Genomic DNA, 24,075 nt, shown 5'->3' on the forward strand with positions numbered 1-24,075 from the left:
GCCGCGTTCATCCAGAATGCCCGCGTCATCGTTAACGACCTTCGCGAGCAAGCCCGCTCCCACATTTGGACCGTGCCCGCTTTAGCTTTTGATTTGGCTTCTAAACACTCAAGCCGGCCGGGAGGCCGCTGTGCTGTTGATCTGCTTTTGATCTTGATCTTAGGCGCCCCGTTAAACCACGCTGGCCGGAGTGAGGGCACTCCGAGCCTAAGCGAGGAGCCGAGTGGTGGGGCAAGAGCGTTTTGCTTACTTTTGCGCTGTTCAAAAGTGAGCCGCTGTAAGAGCGGAACCATAGGCGGCCTTTACCTAAATAACGGATATACACCCATCAGCCGAGCCCCAACCGCTCATGCCACTCGGCAATCGACTCCTCTGGATACTCCTCAAACTCCAGGTCCCCCGCGCGAACACTCACCTCAACCCACGGCGCCTTCGACCCCAGCATCAAATGCGTATGCTCCGGCGGCACCGGCAACGGCGTGTCAATCGCCGAAGCAAACGGATGAATCAACTCCGGCCACTGCGGACTGAACAACCACAACCCCGACCCACACTGCGAACAAAAATGCCGCTCAGCCGTACTCGCATGCGCCCGGCTATCCCCCGGCTCTTTCATCCGCGCGTGATAAATCGAAATCAACTTGCGCCCCCGCACCTTGAGGCTCCTGGCATCCCCCCCAAGGTTGATCGCATACCCGCCACCCCCCTGGGTCTTGCGACAAATCGAGCAATAACACCGCTGATAAGGGTAGGGATGCGCACTCTCAAGACTGAACGAAACCGCGCCGCAATGGCAGGAACCTTCAAGCTGCATGACCAGATCTCCTTCGCAAAAGGGCAACGTTAGCTTAGGCGCCCGGCAGCCGGGGCGGTTCCATCTCGGGCATCAAGGTCGCGATCAACGCCCGAATCGTCCCCGGCAACGCCTCCAGTTCCCGCACCAGAATACTGCGCTCACGCACCGCCCAAACCTCATCCAGCTTCACCGTCACCAGTTGCATGGTCCGGCTGTGCCGCACCGCCGCCGACTCGGGAATGATGCCGATCCCCACGCCCGCCTCAACCATCCTGCAGATCGCCTCGAAGCTCGACATTTGAATGCGCAACGACAAGTGCTTGCCCAGCCGCTCCACATGCTCACGCAGGAAACTCAGCAACGTGCTGCCGTCATGCAAGCCGATATGTTGATAAGCCAGGGTTTGCTCCAGCGTCACCGAAGGCAGGCCCGCCAGTGGATGCCCCTCCGGTACCGTCAGCACCAGGTGGTCGGTGCTGAAGTGCAGCACCTGCAAACCCGACGCTTCCACAGGCCCGGCGATGATGCCCATGTCGCTGGTGCCATCCAGCACGCCCCGCACGATATCCCGCGACAGCCGCTCCTGCAGGTCCACCGTCACGCCGGGGCGCTGGGACAGGAAGCCGGCCAGCACCTCCGGGAGAAACTCGGTCACGGCGGTGGTGTTGGCAAAAATGCGGATATGCCCGGCCGAGTCGATGCCGTATTGGGTGAACTCGCTTTTCAGGTAATCCACCTGGCGCATGATCAGCCGCGCATGGTGCAGCAGCCGTTCGCCCGCCGGGGTGATCTCCACGCCACGGCTGTCGCGGTACAACAGGCGGGTGTCGAGCTGGCCCTCCAGGGCCTTGATCCGCGCACTGGCGGCGGCCGGCGAAAGGAACGCGCGCTTGGCGCCCTGGGTCAGGCTGGGGGATTCGGCGATATGGATAAACAGGCGTAAGTCAGCCAGATCAAAGTGCATGCAAGGCTCCGGGGCAGCGACGAAGAACCCATGTGGGAGCCGGCAAGCCAGCTCCCACATTGATCATCCGGGTTCTTGAGATCTTTTTATGGGCGATGGCGTTCAGCATAGCCGAACGCTGCTTTATTGAAATGCAAATTCTCAGAACGGCCAGGGCCCAGCATGATCCGGTTCAGATTCCCTGCCCGAGGACATGCACCTGATGAGCGCCACAGACTGGATCGGCCGTAGCGAAACAGCCCACGACCACTTGAGCCACAACCTGCTCAAACGCATCGCCGCCACCTTTGGCGAAGCGGCACCGGCAGATGGCGAGCCGGTCCTGCCCTTGTGGCAATGGTGCTTCTTCCAGGACCCGCTGCCCGAGTCCGCCCTGGGCGGTGACGGTCATCCGGCCCGTGGCGGCTTCCTGCCGCCGGCCGATAATCGCAACCGCATGTGGGCCGGCGGGCGTATCGAGTTCTTCCATGCATTGCGTGCCGGTGAGGCCGCCACCCGCGTTTCGACCATCACCCGGGTGGAAGAAAAAACCGGTCGCACCGGCTCGTTGTTGTTCGTCACCGTGCGCCACGACTATTCCCAGGACGGCCGCCTGGCCCTGCGCGAAGAACAGGACATCGTCTACCGCGAACCCACGCCGCCCAAGCAGGGCAGTGGTGACGCGCTCCCCGAAGGCGCCTGGCGTGAAGCGGTCGACCCGACGCCAACCCTGTTGTTCCGCTACAGCGCCGTGACCTTCAACGGCCACCGCATTCACTACGACTACCCCTATGTCACCGGCACCGAAGGTTATTCGGGGCTGGTGGTGCACGGTCCGCTGATCGCCACCTTGAGCCTGCGCGCATTTTGCCGCGCCAACCCCGCGGCCACGTTGCGCCGTTTCTCGTATCGCGGCGTGCGTCCGTTGATTGCCCCGCAAGCCTTTGAAGTGGGCGGGCACATCACCGCGCCGGGCGTCGCGGAACTGTGGGCGGGCAACGCCGACGGCCTGGCCCAGCGCGCCGAACTGCATTTCGAATAAACCTCCAAGAACAACAGGCGGAGAGCCGTTAATGAACCCGAATGACAACGAAGAACTGAATGCCATCCGCGAAGGCGTGCGCGCACTCTGCGCCGAATTCGACGCCGCCTACTGGCGCAAGGTCGATGAAGAAAAGGGCTTCCCGGAAGCCTTCGTCAAAGCCCTGACCGACGCCGGCTGGCTGTCGGCAATGATCCCCGAAGAATACGGTGGCTCCGGCCTGGGGCTGGCGGAAGCCTCGGTGATTCTGGAAGAAGTGAACCGCTGCGGCGGCAACTCCGGCACCGTCCACGGCCAGATGTACAACATGTTCACCTTGCTGCGTCACGGCAGCGAAGCACAGAAACGCTTCTACCTGCCCAAGCTCGCCAGCGGCGAATTGCGCCTGCAGTCGATGGCCGTGACCGAGCCCACCACCGGCACTGACACCACCAAAATCAAGACCACCGCAGTCAAGCGCGGCGACAAGTACGTGATCAACGGCCAGAAAGTCTGGATCTCGCGGGTGCAGCATTCCGACCTGATGATCCTGCTGGCCCGCACCACGCCGTTGGCCGAGGTGAAGAAAAAATCCGAAGGCATGTCGATCTTCCTGGTGGACTTGCGGGAAGCCATCGGCAATGGCCTGACCGTGCAGCCCATCGCCAACATGGTCAACCACGAGACCAACGAACTGTTCTTCGACAACCTGGAGTTGCCGCTGGACAGCCTGATTGGCGAGGAGGGCAAGGGCTTTCGCTACATCCTCGACGGCCTCAACGCCGAACGCACCCTGATTGCCGCCGAGTGCATCGGCGATGGCCGCTGGTTTATCGAGAAAGCCAGCGCCTATGCCCGCGACCGCGTGGTATTTGGTCGGCCCATCGGACAGAACCAGGGCGTGCAGTTCCCGATTGCCGAAGCCCATATCGAGATCGAAGCGGCCGACTTGATGCGCTGGCGTGCCTGTGAGGAATACGACAGCGGCGCCAATGCCGGGGCCAGCGCGAACATGGCCAAGTACCTCGCGGCCAAGGCTTCCTGGGAGGCGGCTAACGCCTGCCTGCAAACCCACGGCGGCTTCGGGTTTGCCTGCGAATACGACGTGGAGCGCAAGTTCCGCGAAACCCGCCTGTACCAGGTTGCGCCGATCTCCACCAACCTGATCCTGTCCTACGTGGCCGAGCATCTGCTCGAACTGCCACGCAGCTTCTGAGGGCCCGACCATGAGCCATACCCAAGCGCTGTGTCGGTTCCTCGCCGAGTTGAATTACGCACAATTGCCGGACGCCGTACTCGCCCGCACCGAAGACCTGTTCCTCGACTGGCTCGCCTCGGCGCTGGCCAGCAAGGGCGCGCATCCGATCCCGCTGTTCGAACGCTATGCCCGCAGGATGGGCCCGGCTGATGGCCCGGCGCAGATCATCGTCAACGGCGGCAGCAGCAGTGCCTATTTCGCCGCGCTGGTGAATGGCGCGTCGTCGCACCTGGTGGAGCAGGATGACCTGCACAACAGCTCGGTATTGCACCCGGCGACCGTGGTGTTTCCGGCGGCATTGGCGGCGGCGCAAGACCTCGGCAAGTCCGGTCGCGAGCTGCTGCTGGCCTCGGTGGCCGGCTACGAAGCCGGGATTCGCATCGGTGAATTCATGGGCCGTTCCCACTACCGGATCTTCCACACCACGGCCACCGTCGGCACCCTCGCGGCGGCGGTGGCCGTGGGCAAATTGCTCGACTTCAACCAAGAGCAATTCATCAACCTGCTGGGCAGTGCCGGCACTCAGGCGGCCGGGCTGTGGGAGTTCCTGCGGGATGCCGCCGACTCCAAGCAACTGCACACTGCCAAGGCCGCTGCCGATGGTTTGCTGGCGGCGTATCTGACAGCGGACGGGCTGACCGGTGCGCGCAATATTCTGGAAGGTGATCAAGGTATGGCGGCGGGCATGTCCACCGACGCCGACCCAGGCAAATTGTCGGATCGCCTCGGCAGCCGCTGGGCGCTGCTGGAAACGTCGTTCAAGTTCCATGCCTCGTGCCGGCATACCCATCCGGCCGCGGATGCGCTGCTGGATCTGATGCAGCGCGAGGGGCTCGGCCATGAGCAGATTACTCATGTGGAAACCCGCGTTCACCAGGGCGCCATCGACGTTTTGGGCCGGGTGACGCTGCCGCAGACCGTGCACCAGGCCAAGTTCTCCATGGGCACCGTGCTGGGGTTGATTGCCGTGCATGGCAAGGCCGGGCTGACCGAGTTTCACGAGCTGGCGCTGAGCGACGGGGACGTGGCGGCGTTTCGCGACAAGGTCTCCATGACCCTCGACGCCGAAGTCGACGGTGCCTATCCGCAGCGCTGGCTGGGCCGGGTGATCGTGACCACCGCCGATGGCCGCACCCTGCACGGCGCCATCGACGAACCCAAGGGCGACCCGGGCAACACCCTGAACCGCTCGGAGCTGGCCGACAAGTTCCAGCGCCTGACTCAATTCAGCGGTGCCCGCACACCCGCGCAAACCACCGGGCTGATCGAAAAAGTCTGGGACCTGCGCAACGCCACGTCCCTGGCTCACTGGCTTTAAGGAACTGTCATGACCGCTAATCAACGACCGCTGGACGGCATCACCGTTGTCAGCCTGGAACACGCGATTGCCGCACCGTTCTGCACCCGCCAGTTGGCCGACCTGGGCGCGCGGGTGATCAAGATCGAACGTCCCGGGGCGGGCGACTTTGCCCGGGGCTATGACGAGCGCGTGCGCGGCCTGGCCTCGCATTTCGTGTGGACCAACCGTTCCAAGGAAAGCCTGACCCTGGACCTCAAGCACGACGATGCCGGGGACATCCTGGAAACCCTGCTGGCCGATGCCGATGTGCTGGTGCAGAACCTCGCACCGGGCGCGGCCGCGCGCATGGGTTTGTCATTCGAGGCGCTGCATGAGCGCTTCCCGCGGCTGATCGTCTGCGACATCTCCGGCTATGGCGAGGGTGGCCCGTATGAAAAGAAAAAGGCCTACGACCTGCTGATCCAGAGCGAAGGCGGCTTTCTCTCGGTCACCGGTGGTCCGGGTGAAGACCAGATGGCCAAGGCTGGCTGCTCCATCGCCGATATCTCCGCCGGGATGTACGCCTACAGCGGCATCCTCTCGGCGCTGCTGCTGCGGGGCAAGACCGGGCAGGGCAGTCGCATCGACGTCAGCATGCTGGAAAGCCTGGTGGAGTGGATGGGCTACCCGATGTATTACGCGTTCGACGGCGCGCCCCAGCCACCGCGCGCGGGTGCGGCGCATTCGACGATCTACCCCTACGGGCCGTTTCCCACCGGCGACGGCGGCACGGTGATGCTCGGGTTGCAGAATGAGCGGGAATGGGCGGCGTTCTGCGACAAGGTGCTGCTTACCCCGGAATTGGCCACCGACGAGCGTTTCTCGGCCAACTTCAAGCGTTCGGAAAACCGCGACGTGCTGCGCCAGATCATCGTCGACAGTTTTGCGCAGATGAGCGCCGAGGGCGTGATCCAGCGCCTGGAAGACGCGCAAATCGCCAGTGCACGAGTCAACGACATGCAAGGCGTGTGGGACCACCCGCAGCTCAAGTCCCGGGACAGTTGGCGTGAAGTCGACAGCCCGGCGGGCAAGTTGCCGTCGTTGCTGCCACCGGCACGCAACGCCGCGTTCACCCCGCGGATGGATGCGGTGCCGGGACTGGGGCAGCACAGCCAGGGGATTCTCGACCAGCTGGGTTACTCCGCTGAAGCCATCGACGGCCTGCGTATCCGCGGCGTTATCTGACAAGGAATCGAACGATGCCAACCTCTCTTGTGCGCTCTGCGCTGTTTGTACCGGGCAGCCGACCGGAACGTTTTGCCAAGGCCCTGGCCAGTGGCGCCGATGCGGTGATTGTGGATTTTGAAGACGCGGTGGAAGAGCCGCTCAAGCGTCAGGCCCGGGACAACCTCGGGGTGTTTTTGCAGGCGACGCCAGCGGCGCGGGTGTGGGTGCGGATCAACGCGCCGGAGCATCCCGAGCATTTTGCCGATGTGGCGTTCTGTCAGGCCCACGCCGGGGTCGCGGGGGTGTTGCTGCCCAAGGTTGAAAGTGCGGCCCAGGTGGCCGTGGTGGCTGCAACGGGCAAGGCTATCTGGCCGATTATCGAGAGTGCGCGGGGTTTGCTGGCAGTGGCGGAAATCGCCCATGCGCCGCTGGTGGAGCGCCTGTCGTTTGGTGGCCTGGACCTGGCGCTGGACTTGAACCTGAGCAGCGGCTCCCCGGCCGCGCAATTTGCCCTCGACCAGGCCCGCCTTGCCTTGATCGTGCATTCCCGCGCCGCCGGGCTGGTGGCGCCGCTGGACGGCGTGCACCCGGCCATCGACGACCCCGAAGGCCTGCGCCGTTCGATTCGGCATGCCTATGAAATGGGCTTTGCCGGCGCGCTGTGTATCCATCCCAAGCAGGTGGCGGTGATTCACCAGGCGTTGGCCCCCAGTGCCGAGGATCTGGCCTGGGCCAAACGGGTGGTGGATGCCGGTGCCCATGGGGCCGGGGCGTATCAGTTGGACGGGCAGATGGTGGATGCACCGGTGCTGCTGCGGGCCCAACGATTATTAGCCGCGCAACCGTAGAAATGTGGGAGCGGGCTTGCTCGCGAAAGCGGTGGGTCAGCCAGTGCATCCGGTGACTGGCACACCGCTTTCGCGAGCAAGCCCGCTCCCACATTGGATCTCTGTCGTTTGCAAAATCGGCGTTCGTCCACGCCGAACGCAGGTATCTAAAATTCGAAATTCTCTATACGCGTGACATCAGGCACCTTGCCCTATAACACAACAATAAGAAGGTGATTTTCCATGCTCAAGCTTTCTCGGGCGCTGTTCTGCGCCGCCACCTTGTTTGCCGCGGGCCTGGCCCAGGCGGCCGACCCCATCGTGATCAAGTTCGCCCACGTCGTCGCGGAAAACACCCCCAAAGGCCAGGGCGCCCTGCTGTTCAAGAAGCTCGCTGAAGAACGCCTGCCCGGCCGGGTGAAAGTCGAGGTGTACCCCAACTCCTCGCTGTTCGGCGACGGCAAGGAAATGGAAGCGCTGCTGCTGGGCGACGTGCAGATGCTGGCGCCGTCCCTGGCCAAGTTTGAGCAGTACACCAAGCAAGTACAGATCTACGACCTGCCGTTCCTGTTCAACGACCTGGCGGCGGTCGACCGTTTCCAGGCGGCCCAGGGCAAGGCGCTGCTGACCTCGATGCAAGACAAGAACATCCTAGGCCTGGCCTATTGGCACAACGGCCTCAAGCAACTGTCGGCGAACAAGGCATTGCGTGAGCCCAAGGATGCCCGTGGCCTGAAGTTCCGCGTGCAGGCCTCCAGCGTCCTGGAGGAGCAGTTCAAGGCGATCCGCGCCAACCCGCGCAAGATGAGTTTTGCCGAGGTGTACCAGGGCTTGCAGACCGGCACCGTCAACGGCACCGAGAACACCTGGTCGAACTATGAAAGCCAGAAGGTCAACGAAGTGCAGAAGTACTTCACCGAATCCAACCATGGCCTGATCGACTACATGGTGATCACCAACGCCAAGTTCTGGAACGGCCTGCCGCCGGATGTACGCACCACTCTGGACCAGGTCATGGTTGAAGTCACCGTCGAGGTGAACAAGCAGGCCGAGGCGCTGAACCAGTCGGCCAAGCAGAAGATCATCGACGCCAAGACCAGCGAAATCATCGAACTGACGCCGGAGCAACGCCAGCTCTGGCGCGAAGCCATGCGCCCGGTGTGGCAGAAGTTCGAAGGTGAAATCGGCGCTGACCTGATCAAGGCGGCCGACGCGTCGAACCAGTAATTTGGAGAGCACCGAGATCAAATGTGGGAGCGGGCTTGCTCGCGAATGCGGTGTATCAGTCATCGAATGCATCAACTGAAAGACTGCATTCGCGAGCAAGCCCGCTCCCACATGTTGATCCGGTTCCCGCCTCCAAGCCTTGCACACACCTATCTCCGCTTCGCGAGGTTTTGCCATGCAAACGCTAAGGCGCGTCTGGGAGCACCTGGAGGAAGGCTTTATCGCCATCCTGCTGGCCGCCATGACCCTGGTGACTTTTGTCTACGTCATGCTCAACAACATCTACACCCTGTTCTTTGCCCTTGCCGACAAGTGGGCGTGGAGCAGCGGTTTCTTCAACGCCCTGGGTGACCACACCATGGGCTGGGCCCAGGACATGACCTGGAGCGTGGCGCTGACCAAGGCCATGTTCGGCTGGCTGATTTTCTTTGGCATCTCCTACGGCGTGCGCACCGCCGGCCACTTGGGCGTAGACGCGCTGGTCAAGCTGACGCCGCGCCGGGTGCAGCGCCTGCTGGGCATGCTGGCTTGCCTGTGCTGCCTGGCCTACGCCGGGTTGTTCATGGTTGCCAGCTACAAATGGCTGAGTGCGGTCACCACCGCGCACATCGGCGCCGAAGACCTCGACAAGTTCGGCATCGACGTCGACGACATCGTGGTGATCGTGCCCATCGGCTTTGCCCTGGTGTTCATCCGCTACCTGGAAATTTTCTACCGCATCTTCACCCACCGCCAAACCGGGCTGGGCCTGGCCGACGAAGCCGGTGAAGCCAGCAAGTTGGCCGGCAGCCATGAGGAGCGTCACTGATGGCCGTTCTGTGTCTGTTTTTGCTGCTGTTCGTGTTCATGTTCCTCGGTGTGCCCATCGCGATTTCCCTGGGGTTGTCGGGCGCGGTGTCGATCCTGATGTTCAGCCCGGACTCGGTGAGTTCCCTGGCAATCAAGCTGTTTGAAACCTCGGACGCCTATACCTTCCTGGCGATTCCGTTCTTCCTGTTGTCGGGTGCGTTCATGACCACCGGTGGCGTGGCGCAGCGGCTGATCGACTTTGCCAACGCCTGCGTCGGGCATATCCGCGGCGGGCTGGCGATTGCGGCGGTGCTGGCATGCATGCTGTTTGCCGCACTGTCGGGCTCCTCGCCCGCGACAGTGGCGGCGGTGGGTTCGATTGCCGTGGCGGGCATGGTGCGCTCGGGCTACCCGAAGGAATTCGGCGCCGGGATCATCTGCAACGCCGGTACCCTGGGCATCCTGATTCCGCCGTCGATCGTGATGGTGGTGTACTCGGCCGCCACGGAAACCTCGGTGGGCAAGCTGTTCATGGCCGGGGTGATTCCGGGCCTGCTGCTGGGCTTGATGTTGATGGTCGCGATCTACATCGTCGCGCGCATCAAGAAACTGCCGGCCCAGCCACGGGCGACCTTTCGCGAGTGGCTGACCTGCGCCCGCCGGGCATTCTGGGGCCTGTTGCTGCTGGTGATCATCCTGGGCGGGATCTACAGCGGCATGTTCACCCCGACCGAAGCGGCGGCGGTGGCGGCGGTGTACTCGGCGTTTGTCGCGCTGTTCATCTACAAGGACATGAAGATCAGGGATTGCCCCAAGGTGCTGCTGGAGTCCGGGCGCCTGGCGATCATGCTGATGTTTATCATCGCCAACGCCATGCTCTTCGCCCACGTGCTGACCACGGAGCAGATTCCCCAGGAAATCACCGCGTGGGTGATCTCCGAGGGCCTGACGCCGATTGGTTTCCTGATCATGGTCAACGTGGTGTTGCTGGTGGCGGGCAGCTTTATGGAGCCGTCGGCGATCGTGCTGATCCTGGCGCCGATCTTTTTCCCGATTGCGATGAAGCTGGGGATCGACCCGATTCACCTGGGAATTGTGATGGTGGTCAACATGGAGATTGGCCTGGTGCATCCGCCGGTGGGGTTGAACCTGTTTGTGACCTCGGCAGTGACCGGGCTGACGCTGGGGCAGACCATCCGCGCGGCGTTGCCGTGGCTGATGATCCTGCTGGTGTTCCTGATCATGGTGACTTACCTGCCGTTCATATCGCTGGCCTTGCCGCATTGGCTGGGGATGTAAACCCAACTTGAATCACGCCACAAAACAATGTGGGAGCGGGCTTGCCCGCTCCCACATTTGAGGTGTGCAGGGATTTATTTATCCATCGCACTCAAGATCGCATGGGCCACTTTTACCCGTTCGGCATTCGGGTAGTTCTTGTTCGCCAGGATCACCACCCCCAGGCCTTTGCTCGGCACGTACGCCACGTAGGCGCCAAAACCACCGGTGGCGCCAGTCTTGTTCACCAGCGTGTCGGCATGGGGCGCTTGCGGTGGTGTCAGCCAGTTGACCTTGTGGGGCTGAAAGGCCATTTGTGCCGAGTTGCCTTCCGTCAATGCATCCAGCGTGATTGGGTAGGGGTACATCTCCCAGCCGAGGCCCTGGGTCATGCCATCCACCGTGTAGTAGCCGGTGTGAGTTGCGGCAATCGCCTGTTGCAGCGGCTTCTCCAGCTTCGCCGGGTGCATGTTCACTTCAACGTACTGAATCAGGTCCGAGGTGCTGGTCTTGATGCCGTAGGCCTCGGCGTCCAGGGCGCCAGGCCCTACACGCACCGGTTTGCCGGCCTTGTCGTAACCCTGGGCGTAAAGGTTCATTTGTGACTTGGGTACGCTGATAAAGGTGTGCTTGAGGCCGAGTTTCGGCAGCAGGGTCTGCGCCATCAACCGGTCAAACGGCTGGCCCAGGCTTTGCGCTGCCAGGTGGCCGAACAGGCCGATGCTCGGGTTGGAATACAGGCGTTGGGTGCCGGGAGCGAAGTCCGGTTTCCAGTGCTGGTAGTAGCTGATCATCTTGCCGGCGTTATCGGACTCATCGGGGAATTGCAGGGGCAAGCCACCTGCGGTGTAGGTGCCGAGGTTGAGCAGGCTGATGTGGTCAAACGTGTCGCCGCGCAATGCCGGCAGGTATTGGCTGGCCGGGTCCGACAGCTTCAGCTTGCCGTTGGCCAGGGCATAGCCGGCGAGGGTGGCGGTGAAGGTCTTGCTCACCGAGCCGATTTCAAACAGGGTGTTTTCGGTGACGGGCTGCTTGCTCTCCTTGCTGGCAACGCCGTAGTTAAAGTATTGCGCCTTGCCGTTCTGTACGATTGCCACCGACAGGCCGGCGATGTCCTGTTGCTGCATCAGGGGCTGGACAGTACTGTCCACGACCTGGCGCATGTCGGTAGCCGCCATGCAGTTGCCTGCGCCGAGCAATAAGGCGAATATCGCGGTGTTGCGCACGGTTGGAAAAAGGGATGTGTACATGATGACGTGACTTCCATGAAGGTGATCGGGTGAATACCGTTGCCTGCGCAGGCGCCGCAAATCTAGGCAGTTTGTGATCCCGCGGCAAACGATGATATCTCGCAACAGCCATTAGAAAAATTAGGGTCAAGCCATGCTCCGTTCCCATTTGCCACTCAACGCGCTGCGAGCCTTCGAGGCGTCTGCGCGGCATTTGAGTTTTACCCGGGCGGCGATTGAACTGTGCGTCACCCAGGCGGCGGTCAGTCACCAGGTGAAAAGCCTGGAGGCGCAGCTCAATGTCACGCTGTTCAAACGCCTGCCCCGGGGCCTGATGCTCACCAGCGAGGGCGAGACCCTGCTGCCGGTGTTGCGCGAATCCTTCGACCGGATAGCTCAAACCTTAGGCCAGTTTGAAGGTGGGCATTACCGCGAAGTATTGACGGTAGGCGCGGTGGGCACCTTTGCGGTGGGCTGGCTGTTGCCGCGGCTTGCGGATTTCCAGGCGCGCTACCCGTTTATCGACTTGCGCCTGTCCACCAACAACAACCGCGTCGATGTGGCGGCCGAAGGCCTGGATTACGCAATCCGGTTTGGTTCCGGCGCGTGGCACGGCACCGAGGCGTGCCAATTGCTGGAGGCGCCGCTGACGGTGCTGTGCGTGCCGCAACTTGCTCGGCAATTGCAGACTCCGGCGGACCTGTTGAAGCACACGCTGCTGCGCTCATATCGTGCGGATGAGTGGACGCAATGGTTCCAGGCCGCGGGCTTGCCTGCCGATACGCTGGTGCCGCGCAGTATCGTTTTCGACTCGTCCCTGGCGATGATGGAGGCGGCGCTGCAAGGGGCGGGGGTGGCCCTCGCGCCGGCGATGATGTTCAGCCGGCAGTTGGCGACGGACGTGATTCGCCAGCCGTTCGAGATCGGCATCACCACCGGCAGTTATTGGCTGACGCGCTTGCAGTCACGGGCCGAGACGCCGGCGATGCTGGCGTTCAAGACGTGGTTGCGTGAAGTGGCCATGCATTGAGGTTGGGTCGACGCTGTGGCGAGGGAGCTTGCTCCCGCTGGGCCGCGAAGCGGCCCCAAAGAAGCGGCGGTGTTAGTTCAGCAAGAACGCGGCGGATGGTTTCAGGGTCGCTGTGCAACCCAGCGGGAGCAAGCTCCCTCGCCACAGGTTATTCTCCCACTCGGTCTGCCCATTGATCATAAGAGGCTGCAATGCAAACTTCCGGCGTAGACATCCGTCAACTCAAGGCCTTCGTGGTGGTGGCCGAGGAGCTCAGCTTCGTGCGCGCCGCGACCCGCCTGCATGTCTCGCAACCGGCGCTGTCCCAGACCATCCGCCAGTTTGAGGCGCTGCTGGACGTACAACTGTTCCAACGCAACACCCGCAACGTAGCACTGACCGAAGCCGGCCTGGCCTTGCTGGTAGAGGCGCGGGAAATCGTCAATGGCGTAAGCCGCCTGGTACGCACCGCCCACGAACATGCACGCGGCGTACGCGGCTCATTGAATATCGGCTTCCTGATCGGCGCGGGTGTGGACTTGATGCCGCAAATCCTCAGCGTGTTCGCCAGGCGCTACCCGGAGATCGAACTGGTGGTGCGCGAGTATGACTTCGGCTCGCCCCATGCCGGGATCGACGAGGGCATGGACGTATCGGTGCTGCGCCCGCCACTGGGCCTGCCGGACATCGAGTTGCACACCCTGGTGACCGAACCCTGCGTGGCGTGCCTGGCGTCCAGCCACCGGTTGGCCGGGGAGAGCAGCGTGAGCATCTACGATGTGCTGGATGAGCCGATCATTGCTGCACCGGGAGTGGGCGTGTGGCGCAGTTTCTGGACCGCCGACGCGTACCGCGATGGCCAGCCGGCGCGGATCGTCCATGAAGCTTCGACGGTGGAGACCGAGTTGCAGGCGGTGGCGTCGGAGCGCGGGATCAGTATCACCGCGCTGTCCACCGCACGTTTTTATGCACGGCCCGGCCTGGCCTTCCCGGTGATCAGCGATATGCCGATGTGTGAAGTGGCGGTCGCCTTGCCGCCACAACCGAGTGTGGCGGCGCGCAACTTTGCCGAGTTGGCGATGGAAGTGGCGAGCAGCCGGGGTTAGTCAGGACAGGTCGTGCAGGGATTTGCCGTTGGGCGCACTTACCTGAAGCTCGGAAAACTCCACCTCCAGCCCGCCACGTTCCGGCGTGCAGCAATAAGGCCCCACCTGATACGACGCAGCCACGGGGAACGGCGCCAGGCGCACCAATGGCCAGCTCACACCATCCACCGACACCTGCACGCGCAGCACGCCCTTGGCCACGGTGGCGCGAATCCAGAACGCCTCGGGATCACCCGGGAACGCACCGGTGGCCCAGTCCGACACGCCATCGGTCAATACGCTGCTCAACAGCGTCACACCGTCGGACAGCTCTGCACCGATCTTCACCCAATGCGCTTCATCCACCCGCACCATCAACCCGGCCTGGTCATACAGGTGGGTAAACGCGCTGTGGATTTTGACTTGGGCGGTAAAGTCGCCGTCGGTTTCAACAAACAGGAAATGCCCGTTGTCGCGCACAAAACCATAGTGGGTTTCGCGCCAGAAATCGGTGCTGGCATCGGTGCGCACCTTGAGGCGCTGGCCTTCTCGGCTCCATTGCTGGGGTTGATTGAGCCAGCTGGCCTGTTCAAACATCGGGAAGCTCCTTGAAGGTGACAAGACAAAACCCCGGCGTCCGGGGTTTTGTTGTTTGGCTGCAATCAGCGGCTAGTGGTCGAGCAATTTGCCGCTCGGCCCGGCGGTGCCATTGTTAAGGCGCGTGCGCAGCGAAAACAACCACCACAGCACGCCGACCCCGAGTGTAACCCCGGTGGTGATGGCGCCGGTGTGGCTTTCTTCGGGCACGCTCAGGGTCAGGATCACCGCGATGGCCCACAGGCCACCGAGGACGATCATCGGCAACAACCACTTGCCCAGGCTGAACACCCCCGCAGGCGCCCCCGGCATCCGGCCATTTTTATAGGCCAGGTACGCGGCAATCAGCGTCAGCAGGTAGGTGCAGTAGTAGGTCAGGCCGACCATCGAGTAGATCGCCGTGACAAACCCGCCGCTCGCCAGGTTCAGCAGCACGGCAATGGCGGTGATCAGCACGATGGCGGCGACCGGCGTACCGAAGTGCGGGTTGATCTTCGCCAGCACCTTGGAGCCCGGCAGCATGTTGTCCCGGGACAGGGCGAAGGTCATGCGCGTGGCCACCGCCATGTTGGCGATGAGGCAGGCGAGGATCGAGGCGAAGGCGATCACGATCATGCCCACGCCGGCGGCGTTGCCCAGTTGCAGGCGCACGATATTGATCACCGGGTTTTCGCTGTGGCTGAGCAGCTCGCTGACCGACCCCGGGATCGCAATGCTCAGCAAGGCGAACACCACGAAGCCCAATACACTGGACACCAGCACCGCACGAATCATCGCCCGGGGCGCGGCGCGGCGTGGGTCCTTGGTTTCTTCGGACAGGTCGGCGGCGCCCTCCCAGCCCAGCAGCACCGAGACCGGCAGCAAGGTGGCGAGGGCGAGGGTGGTGAAGCTGAGGGTGCCGCCGCTGACCGGTTGTGCGGAGGTCAGGATCGCCACGCCCTGGGTGTGCTCGAAGAAGAAAAACACCCCGAAGAACAACGCAATCGCCAGCAGCACCGTGCCGATGATTTCGATGATCGCGCCGATGTCGTTGATCCGCGTGGCCAGGCGAATCCCGCAGATGTTCAGCAGGCCTACCACCAGCGTGGCACCGATGCTCAGGCCCTGGATCTGGCCCTGTGTCGGGTTGGCCCAGATCTCCGGCGCGAACACCGTGCCGATGGCCGCCGAGGTGGCGGCTGTACCGGCGACAAACGAGGTGAACGCGACCCAGCCGGTAAACCAGCCGAAGTGATTGCCCGCCAACCGGCTGGACCATTGGTAGGCGTAGCCGGTAAGCGGAATGCGCCCGGCCAGGTGGCAGTAGACCATGACGATGCAGCACACCAGCGGGATCACCAGCAGCCACAAAAGGATGCCGATACCGCCGACGCGGTTGAACGGGTCGGCGAACAGCGTGACCACCCCGGTGTTGATCGAGACCATGGAAAAGGCCAGGGCAAACGAGGTGAACGAACTCATGGTGCGGTGCATCTTTTGCTCGTAGCCGAGGTTGGCCAGGTCGGCGTCGTCGCTGGACAGCGGGGCCTGGGCATTCGGCGGGGCGGTCACGGTGTTTTCAACGAATGTGCTCATGGCCGTTGCTCCTCGATGATGCCGATCACCTCGTCCAGCACATCGAGGGCCTTGGCCAGCAACGGGCGTTCGATATCCAGAGGAGGCTTGACCTTGATCAGGTTACCCAGCCCGGCGTAGCGGCTTTCGCCAAACAATACGCCGCGCTCCACCCCAAGGCGATACACCTCCTGGGATTCCCGGCAGGCCGGTTCCTTGGTGGTGCGGTCCTTGACCAGCTCGATGGACGCCATCAGCCCGGGGCAGCGCACGTCGCCGATCAGCGGGTGGCGGGTTTGCATGTCTTTGAGGCGGGCGGTGATGTAGTCGCCGGAGTCGCGGGCCTTTTCGCAGAGGTTGTCGGCGACGATCGCTTCCACCGTGGCGTAGCCGGCGGCCAGCGAGACCGGGAATTGGCCGAAGGTCAGGGCTTCTTCACCTTCGTCGAACCACTTGAGCTTGTCATCGGCGAGGATCCCGGCCAGCGGGAAGCCGCCGCCGACGCCTTTGCCGAACACGATGATGTCGGGCAGCACGTCGTAATAGTCCGCAGCGAACATCGTGCCCATGCGCCCGAAACCGGTCTGCACTTCATCAAAAATCAGCAGCACGCCTAAGCGGTCGCAGATCTCGCGCACGCCTTTGTAGTAGGAGCGGGGGAACTCGATATGCCCGCCATTGCCCTGGATCGGTTCCATCATCACTGCTGCCACGCCACCGTCGACGCCCTTGAGGATGGTTTCTTCCAGCAGGCCAAGGCACAGCTGCGACTCGGTTTCCGGGTCCATGCCCAGGCGCGTGCGGTACGGGTTGGGGTGGGGGACGCGGGTGAAACGTGGCTGGATCGCCAGGAACGGATTGTTCGGGTGCGGCCAACTGGCGCCGAGGGTGGCCAGGGAGCGGCCGTGGTAGCCGTCCTGCAGCACCAGCAGGTTCTGTGCGCCGGGGCGGTTCTTGAAAGCCAGTTTCATCGCCATTTCACCGGCGAGGCTGCCATGCAGGGCAAAGCCCATCTGGTTGAGGGCGCCCGGGGAGACTTCCCGCAGCTTCTTCACCAGCCGGGTGTGGGCCGGTGAGCCAAAGTTGGGGCGGATGTGAGTCATTTCGCGCAATTGCGCGACGGTGGCTTCCACCACCCGGGGGTCATTGGCCCCCAAATTGTTCGACCAGGCCTGGGCGGTACAGTCGATGTATTCCTTGCCCTGATCGTCCCATACCAGCGAGCCTCGGGCCTTGACCAGGTTGATCTTGGCGGGTGCGGTGTTCATCACTTCATTCATCTGCGTTATCTCTTTTGTTAGGGCGGCAGTGTTTGGGGATGTGTGCAGTTAGGGTTGTGACTCGCTGCATCGAGTTGACCCGATGCTAGTCCCGGGGACGGGAGGAATAGAAAGACCGATTGCAGTGGGATTGATTGGCGTGGCTTATTAATAGAATCCTCTGAAACAAAATGAAACATTTGTCGCGGGCCAGCCTCTACCGTATCTCCACGACGAGTACTTCTATGAAAATTCCGCGTCCCTCTTCGCGAATGCCCCACCTCACGCAACTGCGCAACCTGAAGATGGCGCGCTCCGCCCACGCCTATGTGCGGGGCAGTACGGTTCAGTTTTACGAGTGGCTGCACAGCCAGCGCGGCCGGCGCTTGCCCCACGGGCCGGCGATCTGGATCTGCGGCGACTGCCACGCCGGTAACCTTGGGCCCACGGGCGATACCAAGGGCCGGATCGACATGCATATCCGTGACCTTGACCAGGCGGTGATCGGCAATCCGGCCCATGACCTGGTGCGCCTGGCCTTGTCCCTGGCCACCGCTGCGCGGGGGTCGGACCTGCCGGGGGTGACCACCGCGCGCATGCTTGAAGAGATGATGGTGGGCTACGCGCAGGCGTTTAAAGACAAGCCCGACGAGGCACCGCCGCGCCCGTCCCAGGTCAAGGCCGGGATGCGCAGTGCGGTGGAGCGCACCTGGAAGAATCTGGCTCGCGAACGTATTGAAAACACCCGGCCGACAATTCCATTGGGCAAGCATTTCTGGTCGTTGTCGCGGGCGGAAAAATCAGCCCTTGAAACGTTGTGCGCGTCGGATGAAATCCACCGGCTGGTGACTTCGCTCAAAGGCCGCTCCAACGACGCCGAGGTTGAGCTGCTGGACTCGGCCTATTGGGTCAAGGGTTGCAGCTCCCTTGGGTTGCTGCGTTATGCGGTGTTGCTGGGAGTAGGGGACAAGTCTGATCAGGAATACTGCCTGCTCGACATCAAGGAAGCGGTAGGCGCTGCGGCGCCGCGTGCGGCTCGGGCAAAAATGCCTCGGGATAACGGCCGGCGGGTGGTGGAGGGCGCGCGGCACCTGTCACCGGCGTTGGGGGAGCGGATGTTGGCCACGCGGTTTCTGGATCACGGGTTTTTCATCCGCGAACTGCTGCCCCAGGACATGAAGCTGGAGCTGGATGAGCTGAGCGAGATTGATGCGATGCACGCGGCCGGGTACCTGGCGCGGGTGGTCGGCGTGGCTCATGCGCGGCAGATGGACCGGGATACGCGCAAGGACTGGATGGCGCTGTTGCAAGAGAATCGCTCCAGGCAACTGGATGCGCCTTCGTGGCTGTGGACCAGTGTGGTGCAGTTGGTGGGGAGCCATGAGGAAGGGTATTTGAATCATTGCCGGCGGTATGCGCTGGAGCACTGAGCTCAAGAACGCTGAAAGTCCCCTGTGGGAGCGGGCTTGCTCGCGAAAGCGGTGGATCAGTCAAACATCAGCTGACTGACACACCGCGTTCGCGAGCAAGCCCGCTCCCACATGAGTTGGGTGGTGTTTTGGAGGGCGGGTTACACCAGGTATTTCTTGAACCAGCCCAACGTCCGCTCCCACGCTAGATTCGCCGCCGCCTCGTCATACCTTGGCGTCGAATCGTTGTGGAAGCCGTGATTGGCGCCCTTGTAGATAAACGCCTCATAGGTCGTGCCGGCCGCCTTCAACGCTTTCTCATACGCCGGCCAGCCCTCATTGATCCGCGTATCCAGTTCACCGTAATGCAACATGATCGGTGCCTTGATCCGTGGCACATCCTTGGCTTCCGGCTGGCGCCCATAAAACGACACCGCCGCACCCAGCTCCGGATAAGCCACGGCCGCCGCATTCGTCACGCCGCCGCCATAACAGAACCCGGTAATGCCCACCTTGCCGGTGCTTGCATCGTGGTGCATCAACCATTCGATGGCCGCGAAAAAGTCGTTCATCAGCTTCTCGGGATCGACTTTCTGTTGCAACTCCACACCTTTCTCATCGTTGCCGGGATAGCCGCCCACCGAGGTCAGGCCATCCGGCGCCAGGGCAATGAATCCGGCCTTGGCCAACCGACGGGCGACGTCTTCGATATACGGGTTCAACCCCCGGTTCTCATGCACCACCACCACCGCCGGTACCTTGCCGCTGGCCTTGGCCGGGCGCACCAGGTAGCCGCGCACCGTGCCGTTGCCCTTGGGTGACGGGTAGGTGATGTAGTCGGCGACGATCTCCGGGTCGGTGAATTTCACCTGCTCGGCCAGGGCGTAGTTGGGGCTCAGGGCGGCGAGCAGGGCGGAGGCCGTCAGCCCGCCGAAGGTGAACAGCGCCGCGCGGTCGAGAAATTCCCGGCGGTTGATCTTGCCGTGGGCGTAGCCGTCGTAAAGCTCCAGCAGTTCAGGGGCGAAGTCTTTGGCGGTCAGACGAGTCATCGGTAGCGTCCTCGATTAGCGGTGGGACTGAATGTAGACCAGTATCAGGCTTCCCGGCCATGGGCCGCGGCGGCCAGTTGCCCGGTGTCGACCCGCACGAAGACCGAATCGCCAATCGCCGTCAGCACGCCATCGGCGTACACCTCGCACACCACGCGGCTTTTGCGCCCCACGTCACCTTCGACTTTCGCGCGCAAGGTCAGCGGCACGCCCATCGGTGTCGGCTTGATGAATTTGATTCCCAGGTTGCCGGTGACGCAGTCGATACGCGGCAGGCTGCCGGGTTCGCGTTGCTCGGCCCGGTAGTGGTAGGCCATGGCGGTCCAGTTCGAGTGGCAGTCCACCAGCATCGCGATCAGACCGCCATAGACCAGGTCTGGCCAGCCGCTGTATCGGGCGTCGGGCTGGTGCTCGGCGATCACGTGGATGCCGTCGGCGTCCCAGCGGCTCTTGATGTGCAGCCCGTGGGGGTTGCTGCTGCCGCAGCCATAACAGACGCCTTCGGGGGCGGTGGTGTCTTGCAGGGAAAGCGCGGGCATCGTGGCTCCTTGTTGTTTGAGTTCCGTCGAGGCACGAGCCTAATGCCAGGCGCGTGAATAAATCCAGCGCCTACGCTGTTAGCAGTGCACAGCGTGTTCATTCCCGGTTGAGAATCCCATGAAATCTCGATTGCCAGCGGTCTTCCTTGCCTTCGCCACCTTGTCCAACGCGTACGCCGTGGAATACACCGACGTGAATCCGACGGCCAGCACCATCAGCTTCACCTATGACCAGATGGGCCAAGAGGTGTACGGCACGTTTGGCACCTATTCGGCGACCCTGAATTTCGACACGCAAAACCCGGCCGCCGCGAGCACCGTACTGACCATCCAGTTGCCGAGCATCAATGCCGGCAGCGACGACGCCAACACCGAACTGCCCAAGCCCGGTTGGTTCGACATGACGACTTACCCGGTGGGCACCTTCACCTCGACCCACATCACTGACCTGGGCGACAACCGTTACCTGTTCAGCGGCAACCTGACCCTCAAGGGCCAGACCCGGCCGGTGGAGGTCAAGGTGGCCCTCAAGGAGCAGAGCGGCATTGGCATATTCGACGGCGAATTCGTGCTCAAGCGCGATGACTTCAGGATCGGCGCGGGGGAGTGGGCGGACAGCGTGGTGTCCAATGCGATTGTCATCAAGTTCAAGATGGCTGCGCCTGAACGCTGATGGTCAGCGGGCGAACTTCTTGGCCCCCGCCACGCACGCAATCACCGCGACGGTCACCCCCAGCATGCCCAGGCTCACCTGCTCATGCAGCAGCGTGGCCGCCAGTGCCAGGCCGAAAAACGGTTGCAGCAACTGCAATTGCCCGACGGCGGCAATGCCGCCCTGGGCCAGCCCGCGGTACCAGAACACAAACCCGATCAGCATGCTGAACAGCGACACATAGGCCAGGCTCAGCCAGGCCGGCAGGCTGATGCTCACGAAAGTGCCCGGGGCGAGGATCGCCGTCAGCGGGGCCACAATCGGCAGCGCGATCACCAGCGCCCAGCAGATCACCTGCCAGCCACCCAGGGTGCGTGAGAGCCTGGCCCCTTCGGCATAACCGAGGCCGCACACCAGGATTGCCAACAGCATCAGCAAATCCCCGGCGGGCGCAGCGCTCAGGCCTTGGGCAACCGCGTAGCCCACCACCAGCAGGCTGCCCAGGATCGAAAACAGCCAGAACACCAACTTGGGCCGCTCGCCGCCGCGCCATACGCCGAAGACCGCAGTGGCTAACGGCAGCAGGCCGACAAATACGATGGAATGGGCACTGGTGACGTACTGCAAGGCCAGTGCGGTGAGCAAAGGAAAGCCGATCACCACGCCCAGCGCGACGATTGCCAGGGGCAGCAACTGACTGCGGGCCGGGGTTTTTTCCTTGAACAGCCACAGCAGGCACAGGCCGAGCAGGGCGGCGATGGTGGCGCGGGCGACGGTCAGGAATAGCGGATCGAACTCCAGCACCGCCAGGCGCGTGGCCGGCAGCGAGCCGCTGAAGATCACCACGCCGATCAAACCGTTGATCCAGCCGCTGGCGTTGTTTTCCCGGGTGTTGAGGTGGGTGGTTCGTTCCATGGGTGTAGGGCTCGGTAGGGATAAGTTGCGTCTTGCGCATCCTATGATTCACTATCAAGACAATCAAAAAATTGTCATGGATACATCGCCTATGCCCCGCGCCCGCTACAAGACATTGGTGGACACCTTCGCCCGGGATATCCGTTCGGGCGCGCTGGCGGCGGGCACCCGGTTGCCGACGCACCGCCAGTTGGCCGCCAGCCATGGCCTGGCGCTGGTCACGGCCAGCCGGGTGTACACCGAGCTGGAGGCCATGGGCCTGGTCAGTGGTGAAACCGGGCGCGGAACCTTTGTGCGGGAAATCGCGTTGTCGCCGGGGCAGGGCGTCGGCCAGATCGCGGTGGCGGCGGGCATGATCGATCTCAACTTCAACTACCCGTCGCTGCCGGGCCAGACCGACCTGCTGCGCACCGCATTGCGCCAGTTGGCGTTGTCCGGCGACCTGGCGGCGCTGCTGCGCTATCAGCCTCACGCCGGTCGGCTGCATGAGCGGGCAGCGGTGGCGCGTCATCTGCTGAGTCGTGGGTTGACGGTGCAGGCCGAGCAGGTGCTGATCGTCAGCGGTGCCCAGCATGGCCTGGCGGTGACCATGATGTCGCTGCTCAAGCCCGGCGATGTGGTGGCGGTGGATGCGCTGACCTATTCCGGGTTCAAGGTGTTGGCCGAGACGCTGCACCTGGAAATCGTCGCGATCCCGGTGACCGCGACGGGCCCCGACTTGGCCTTTCTTGAACAACTCTGCGCCCGGCGCCCGGTACGCGCCGTGTACAGCATGCCGACCCTACATAACCCGTTGGGCTGGGTGATGAGCATGGCGCAGCGCGAGCACTTGGTGGCGATTGCCCGTCGGCATGACCTGATCCTGATCGAGGATGCTGCCTACGCGTTTTTAGCCGAGGACGCGCCACCGCCCGTGGCCGAACTGGCGCCGGAACGCACGGTTTACGTGTCGGGGCTGTCCAAGAGCGTCGCCACCGGCCTGCGGGTGGGTTACGTGGCTGCGCCGTTGCCGTGGATGGCGGCGCTGGAACGTACGGTCATGGCCACCACCTGGAACACCCCAGGGGTGATGACCGCCGTCGCCGTCGCGTGGATCGATGACGGCACGGTGCTGCAACTGGAAGCGCAAAAGCGTGAAGACGCCCAGGCGCGCCAGGCGGTGGCCGATGAGGTGTTGGCGGGGCTCACTGTGATCCGCCATCCGTCTTCGTATTTCTTGTGGTTGCCGTTGCCGGAGGATGCCCGCGCCGACCAGATCACCATGGCGCTGGCCCGGGAGAATATCTCGGTGTCCACCGCCGAGCCGTTTGCCGTTTCGGCCCACGTGCCCCATGCCTTGCGTGTGGCGCTGGGGTCGGTGGACCGGGAGGTGCTGCGCGAGGCGTTGGTGAAAGTGCGCTGGGCGGTGGAGGCGTGCTAGGGGGCCGGATCGTTCCCACGCTCTGCGTGGGAACGCCGCCTTGGACGCTCCGCGTCCCGCTGTAGATTTGCGCGATAGTGACGCAGAGCGTCACCGGATGCATTCCCACGCAGAGCGTGGGAACGATCCAGGCGGGACTCAGAACTTGTAGGCCTGGCGCCCGATCAGCAGCCATTTGCCTTTCTGCTTCTGCCAGACCTGGAAGTTTTCAATTTCGGTGGGCACCTCGACGCCACTGTTCACCGCCTGCGCGGAAAAGTGGTTGCGCACCAGGGCGGTGTCGCCATTGAGGGTGATGGTCTGTTTCTGCATTTCCAGGGTCTTGAAACCACTTCTGCCGGTTTCAATGTCGGCGATAAATTCCTGCTTGTTCTGGACCTTGCCGCTGGAATGGCCGTAGGTGAGGTTGTTCGCGGTGAGGGCCTGCAGTTGCGGGATGTCCTTGTGCAACATGGCCTGGGTCAGATGATCGACCGCAGTGGCTACATCCTTGTCACTTGCGGCAGGCGCGGCGGCCGCGTAGCCGCTGAACAGGCACAGAAAACCAATCAGAACCTTGACGTTTTGCATGGGTGTTTCCTTGTTGTTGTGGGTACCGGGACGACTCGGACTGTGTTTTTAAGTCGTCGTACAACCATGCCGTATTTACCGGGATCAAGGAAAGTGAAATTTGTTCTTGGCTAGAAGATAAGCGCTGTTTGCCAGTATTGGTT

Annotated in this window: 23 protein-coding genes; 13 read left to right on the top strand and 10 right to left on the bottom strand. The window is 62.8% G+C overall.

All coding sequences use genetic code 11. The annotated features are described in order from the left end of the window. Positions 1 to 328: 328 nt before the first annotated feature. Both ACIOMR_RS08025 and ACIOMR_RS08030 read right to left on the bottom strand, forming a co-directional pair. Positions 329 to 814: a GFA family protein gene (locus tag ACIOMR_RS08025; RefSeq protein ID WP_087694984.1), complete on the bottom strand. Its 486-nt coding sequence runs from the start codon at positions 812 to 814 to the stop codon at positions 329 to 331. A 34-nt stretch (positions 815 to 848) separates the two neighbouring features. Then, on the bottom strand, positions 849 to 1,760 hold the full coding sequence (locus ACIOMR_RS08030) for a LysR family transcriptional regulator (RefSeq protein WP_003215044.1): 912 nt from the start codon (positions 1,758 to 1,760) through the stop codon (positions 849 to 851). A 202-nt stretch (positions 1,761 to 1,962) separates the two neighbouring features. Between ACIOMR_RS08030 and ACIOMR_RS08035 the strand changes: the two genes are divergently transcribed. The 8 genes from ACIOMR_RS08035 to dctM all read left to right on the top strand — a co-directional run bounded on the left by ACIOMR_RS08035 (position 1,963) and on the right by dctM (position 10,666). Then, positions 1,963 to 2,781 (top strand): MaoC family dehydratase N-terminal domain-containing protein, encoded by an 819-nt coding sequence (locus ACIOMR_RS08035; protein WP_401193311.1) that lies wholly within the window; start codon positions 1,963 to 1,965, stop codon positions 2,779 to 2,781. 31 nt (positions 2,782 to 2,812) lie between these two features. After that, on the top strand, positions 2,813 to 3,976 hold the full coding sequence (locus ACIOMR_RS08040; protein WP_177019774.1) for an acyl-CoA dehydrogenase family protein: 1,164 nt from the start codon (positions 2,813 to 2,815) through the stop codon (positions 3,974 to 3,976). Positions 3,977 to 3,986: 10 nt separating this feature from the next. Further along, on the top strand, positions 3,987 to 5,336 hold the full coding sequence (locus ACIOMR_RS08045) for an MmgE/PrpD family protein (protein ID WP_401193314.1): 1,350 nt from the start codon (positions 3,987 to 3,989) through the stop codon (positions 5,334 to 5,336). 9 nt (positions 5,337 to 5,345) lie between these two features. Further along, positions 5,346 to 6,542 (top strand): CaiB/BaiF CoA transferase family protein, encoded by a 1,197-nt coding sequence (locus tag ACIOMR_RS08050; RefSeq protein ID WP_401193317.1) that lies wholly within the window; start codon positions 5,346 to 5,348, stop codon positions 6,540 to 6,542. A 14-nt stretch (positions 6,543 to 6,556) separates the two neighbouring features. Then, entirely contained in the window at positions 6,557 to 7,372 is an 816-nt protein-coding gene (locus ACIOMR_RS08055; RefSeq protein ID WP_003215055.1) for a CoA ester lyase, read from the top strand. Positions 7,373 to 7,594: 222 nt separating this feature from the next. Beyond that, positions 7,595 to 8,578: a C4-dicarboxylate TRAP substrate-binding protein DctP gene (gene dctP, locus ACIOMR_RS08060; protein ID WP_003215057.1), complete on the top strand. Its 984-nt coding sequence runs from the start codon at positions 7,595 to 7,597 to the stop codon at positions 8,576 to 8,578. Between the two features lie 175 nt (positions 8,579 to 8,753). Further along, entirely contained in the window at positions 8,754 to 9,386 is a 633-nt protein-coding gene (locus ACIOMR_RS08065; protein ID WP_003215060.1) for a TRAP transporter small permease, read from the top strand. Next, positions 9,386 to 10,666, top strand: coding sequence for a C4-dicarboxylate TRAP transporter large permease protein DctM (dctM, locus tag ACIOMR_RS08070; protein ID WP_003215062.1), 1,281 nt, complete (start codon positions 9,386 to 9,388; stop codon positions 10,664 to 10,666). The genes ACIOMR_RS08065 and dctM overlap by 1 nt, the downstream gene beginning before the upstream one ends. 74 nt (positions 10,667 to 10,740) lie before the next feature. On the opposite strand, the gene ampC is transcribed toward dctM, so the two are convergent. Next, positions 10,741 to 11,895, bottom strand: coding sequence for a class C beta-lactamase (gene ampC / locus ACIOMR_RS08075; RefSeq protein ID WP_008436247.1), 1,155 nt, complete (start codon positions 11,893 to 11,895; stop codon positions 10,741 to 10,743). Between the two features lie 133 nt (positions 11,896 to 12,028). On the opposite strand from ampC, the gene ACIOMR_RS08080 reads away from it, so the two are divergent. Together ACIOMR_RS08080 and ACIOMR_RS08085 are read left to right on the top strand one after the other, a co-directional pair. Continuing rightward, the gene (locus tag ACIOMR_RS08080) at positions 12,029 to 12,904 is read left to right on the top strand and encodes a LysR family transcriptional regulator (protein ID WP_003215066.1); all 876 of its coding nucleotides are present in this window, start codon (positions 12,029 to 12,031) and stop codon (positions 12,902 to 12,904) included. 191 nt (positions 12,905 to 13,095) lie between these two features. Next, on the top strand, positions 13,096 to 13,989 hold the full coding sequence (locus tag ACIOMR_RS08085) for a LysR family transcriptional regulator (protein WP_087694998.1): 894 nt from the start codon (positions 13,096 to 13,098) through the stop codon (positions 13,987 to 13,989). Here ACIOMR_RS08085 and ACIOMR_RS08090 read toward each other — a convergent pair whose 3' ends face one another. From ACIOMR_RS08090 to ACIOMR_RS08100, 3 genes are all read right to left on the bottom strand, one after another. Then, a complete protein-coding gene (locus ACIOMR_RS08090; protein WP_401193324.1) occupies positions 13,990 to 14,565 on the bottom strand; it encodes a DUF1349 domain-containing protein in 576 nt (191 codons plus the stop codon). Between the two features lie 72 nt (positions 14,566 to 14,637). Next, a complete protein-coding gene (locus tag ACIOMR_RS08095; protein WP_401193326.1) occupies positions 14,638 to 16,140 on the bottom strand; it encodes an APC family permease in 1,503 nt (500 codons plus the stop codon). Further along, entirely contained in the window at positions 16,137 to 17,399 is a 1,263-nt protein-coding gene (locus ACIOMR_RS08100; protein ID WP_401193329.1) for an aspartate aminotransferase family protein, read from the bottom strand. The genes ACIOMR_RS08095 and ACIOMR_RS08100 overlap by 4 nt, the downstream gene beginning before the upstream one ends. Before the next feature lie 224 nt (positions 17,400 to 17,623). On the opposite strand from ACIOMR_RS08100, the gene ACIOMR_RS08105 reads away from it, so the two are divergent. Beyond that, positions 17,624 to 18,808, top strand: a complete 1,185-nt coding sequence (locus tag ACIOMR_RS08105) for a DUF2252 family protein (protein ID WP_102604955.1) — start codon at positions 17,624 to 17,626, stop codon at positions 18,806 to 18,808. 140 nt (positions 18,809 to 18,948) lie between these two features. On the opposite strand, the gene yghX is transcribed toward ACIOMR_RS08105, so the two are convergent. After that, positions 18,949 to 19,836 carry a YghX family hydrolase gene (yghX, locus tag ACIOMR_RS08110; RefSeq protein ID WP_003215079.1) on the bottom strand — a complete coding sequence of 296 codons (888 nt, stop codon included), beginning with the start codon at positions 19,834 to 19,836 and terminating at the stop codon, positions 18,949 to 18,951. Between the two features lie 44 nt (positions 19,837 to 19,880). Beyond that, positions 19,881 to 20,375, bottom strand: a complete 495-nt coding sequence (locus tag ACIOMR_RS08115; RefSeq protein ID WP_087695007.1) for a PaaI family thioesterase — start codon at positions 20,373 to 20,375, stop codon at positions 19,881 to 19,883. A 118-nt stretch (positions 20,376 to 20,493) separates the two neighbouring features. Here ACIOMR_RS08115 and ACIOMR_RS08120 point away from each other — a divergent pair, with 118 nt between their 5' ends. Beyond that, a complete protein-coding gene (locus tag ACIOMR_RS08120) occupies positions 20,494 to 21,048 on the top strand; it encodes a YceI family protein (protein ID WP_401193334.1) in 555 nt (184 codons plus the stop codon). A gap of 3 nt (positions 21,049 to 21,051) precedes the next feature. On the opposite strand, the gene ACIOMR_RS08125 is transcribed toward ACIOMR_RS08120, so the two are convergent. After that, entirely contained in the window at positions 21,052 to 21,942 is an 891-nt protein-coding gene (locus tag ACIOMR_RS08125; RefSeq protein WP_401193337.1) for a DMT family transporter, read from the bottom strand. Positions 21,943 to 22,033: 91 nt separating this feature from the next. On the opposite strand from ACIOMR_RS08125, the gene ACIOMR_RS08130 reads away from it, so the two are divergent. Next, positions 22,034 to 23,362, top strand: a complete 1,329-nt coding sequence (locus ACIOMR_RS08130; protein ID WP_401193340.1) for a PLP-dependent aminotransferase family protein — start codon at positions 22,034 to 22,036, stop codon at positions 23,360 to 23,362. A 138-nt stretch (positions 23,363 to 23,500) separates the two neighbouring features. Here the strand turns inward: ACIOMR_RS08130 and ACIOMR_RS08135 are convergent, their stop codons facing one another. After that, positions 23,501 to 23,932: a nuclear transport factor 2 family protein gene (locus ACIOMR_RS08135; RefSeq protein WP_008436281.1), complete on the bottom strand. Its 432-nt coding sequence runs from the start codon at positions 23,930 to 23,932 to the stop codon at positions 23,501 to 23,503. Positions 23,933 to 24,075: the final 143 nt, after the last annotated feature.

This window comes from Pseudomonas sp. NPDC087814, from assembly GCF_044742865.1.
Taxonomy (GTDB): domain Bacteria; phylum Pseudomonadota; class Gammaproteobacteria; order Pseudomonadales; family Pseudomonadaceae; genus Aquipseudomonas.

Coding starts and splice junctions, on each gene's coding strand:
- ACIOMR_RS08130 (WP_401193340.1), top strand. CDS start 22,034: ATGCCCCGCGCCCGCTACAAGACATTGGTGGACACCTTCGCCCGGGAT.
- ACIOMR_RS08115 (WP_087695007.1), bottom strand. CDS start 20,375: ATGCCCGCGCTTTCCCTGCAAGACACCACCGCCCCCGAAGGCGTCTGT.
- ACIOMR_RS08080 (WP_003215066.1), top strand. CDS start 12,029: ATGCTCCGTTCCCATTTGCCACTCAACGCGCTGCGAGCCTTCGAGGCG.
- ACIOMR_RS08030 (WP_003215044.1), bottom strand. CDS start 1,760: ATGCACTTTGATCTGGCTGACTTACGCCTGTTTATCCATATCGCCGAA.
- ACIOMR_RS08100 (WP_401193329.1), bottom strand. CDS start 17,399: ATGAATGAAGTGATGAACACCGCACCCGCCAAGATCAACCTGGTCAAG.
- yghX (WP_003215079.1), bottom strand. CDS start 19,836: ATGACTCGTCTGACCGCCAAAGACTTCGCCCCTGAACTGCTGGAGCTT.
- ACIOMR_RS08105 (WP_102604955.1), top strand. CDS start 17,624: ATGAAAATTCCGCGTCCCTCTTCGCGAATGCCCCACCTCACGCAACTG.
- ACIOMR_RS08035 (WP_401193311.1), top strand. CDS start 1,963: ATGAGCGCCACAGACTGGATCGGCCGTAGCGAAACAGCCCACGACCAC.
- dctP (WP_003215057.1), top strand. CDS start 7,595: ATGCTCAAGCTTTCTCGGGCGCTGTTCTGCGCCGCCACCTTGTTTGCC.
- ACIOMR_RS08055 (WP_003215055.1), top strand. CDS start 6,557: ATGCCAACCTCTCTTGTGCGCTCTGCGCTGTTTGTACCGGGCAGCCGA.
- ACIOMR_RS08065 (WP_003215060.1), top strand. CDS start 8,754: ATGCAAACGCTAAGGCGCGTCTGGGAGCACCTGGAGGAAGGCTTTATC.
- dctM (WP_003215062.1), top strand. CDS start 9,386: ATGGCCGTTCTGTGTCTGTTTTTGCTGCTGTTCGTGTTCATGTTCCTC.
- ACIOMR_RS08095 (WP_401193326.1), bottom strand. CDS start 16,140: ATGAGCACATTCGTTGAAAACACCGTGACCGCCCCGCCGAATGCCCAG.
- ACIOMR_RS08085 (WP_087694998.1), top strand. CDS start 13,096: ATGCAAACTTCCGGCGTAGACATCCGTCAACTCAAGGCCTTCGTGGTG.
- ACIOMR_RS08135 (WP_008436281.1), bottom strand. CDS start 23,932: ATGCAAAACGTCAAGGTTCTGATTGGTTTTCTGTGCCTGTTCAGCGGC.
- ACIOMR_RS08025 (WP_087694984.1), bottom strand. CDS start 814: ATGCAGCTTGAAGGTTCCTGCCATTGCGGCGCGGTTTCGTTCAGTCTT.
- ACIOMR_RS08120 (WP_401193334.1), top strand. CDS start 20,494: ATGAAATCTCGATTGCCAGCGGTCTTCCTTGCCTTCGCCACCTTGTCC.
- ACIOMR_RS08090 (WP_401193324.1), bottom strand. CDS start 14,565: ATGTTTGAACAGGCCAGCTGGCTCAATCAACCCCAGCAATGGAGCCGA.
- ampC (WP_008436247.1), bottom strand. CDS start 11,895: ATGTACACATCCCTTTTTCCAACCGTGCGCAACACCGCGATATTCGCC.
- ACIOMR_RS08050 (WP_401193317.1), top strand. CDS start 5,346: ATGACCGCTAATCAACGACCGCTGGACGGCATCACCGTTGTCAGCCTG.
- ACIOMR_RS08040 (WP_177019774.1), top strand. CDS start 2,813: ATGAACCCGAATGACAACGAAGAACTGAATGCCATCCGCGAAGGCGTG.
- ACIOMR_RS08045 (WP_401193314.1), top strand. CDS start 3,987: ATGAGCCATACCCAAGCGCTGTGTCGGTTCCTCGCCGAGTTGAATTAC.
- ACIOMR_RS08125 (WP_401193337.1), bottom strand. CDS start 21,942: ATGGAACGAACCACCCACCTCAACACCCGGGAAAACAACGCCAGCGGC.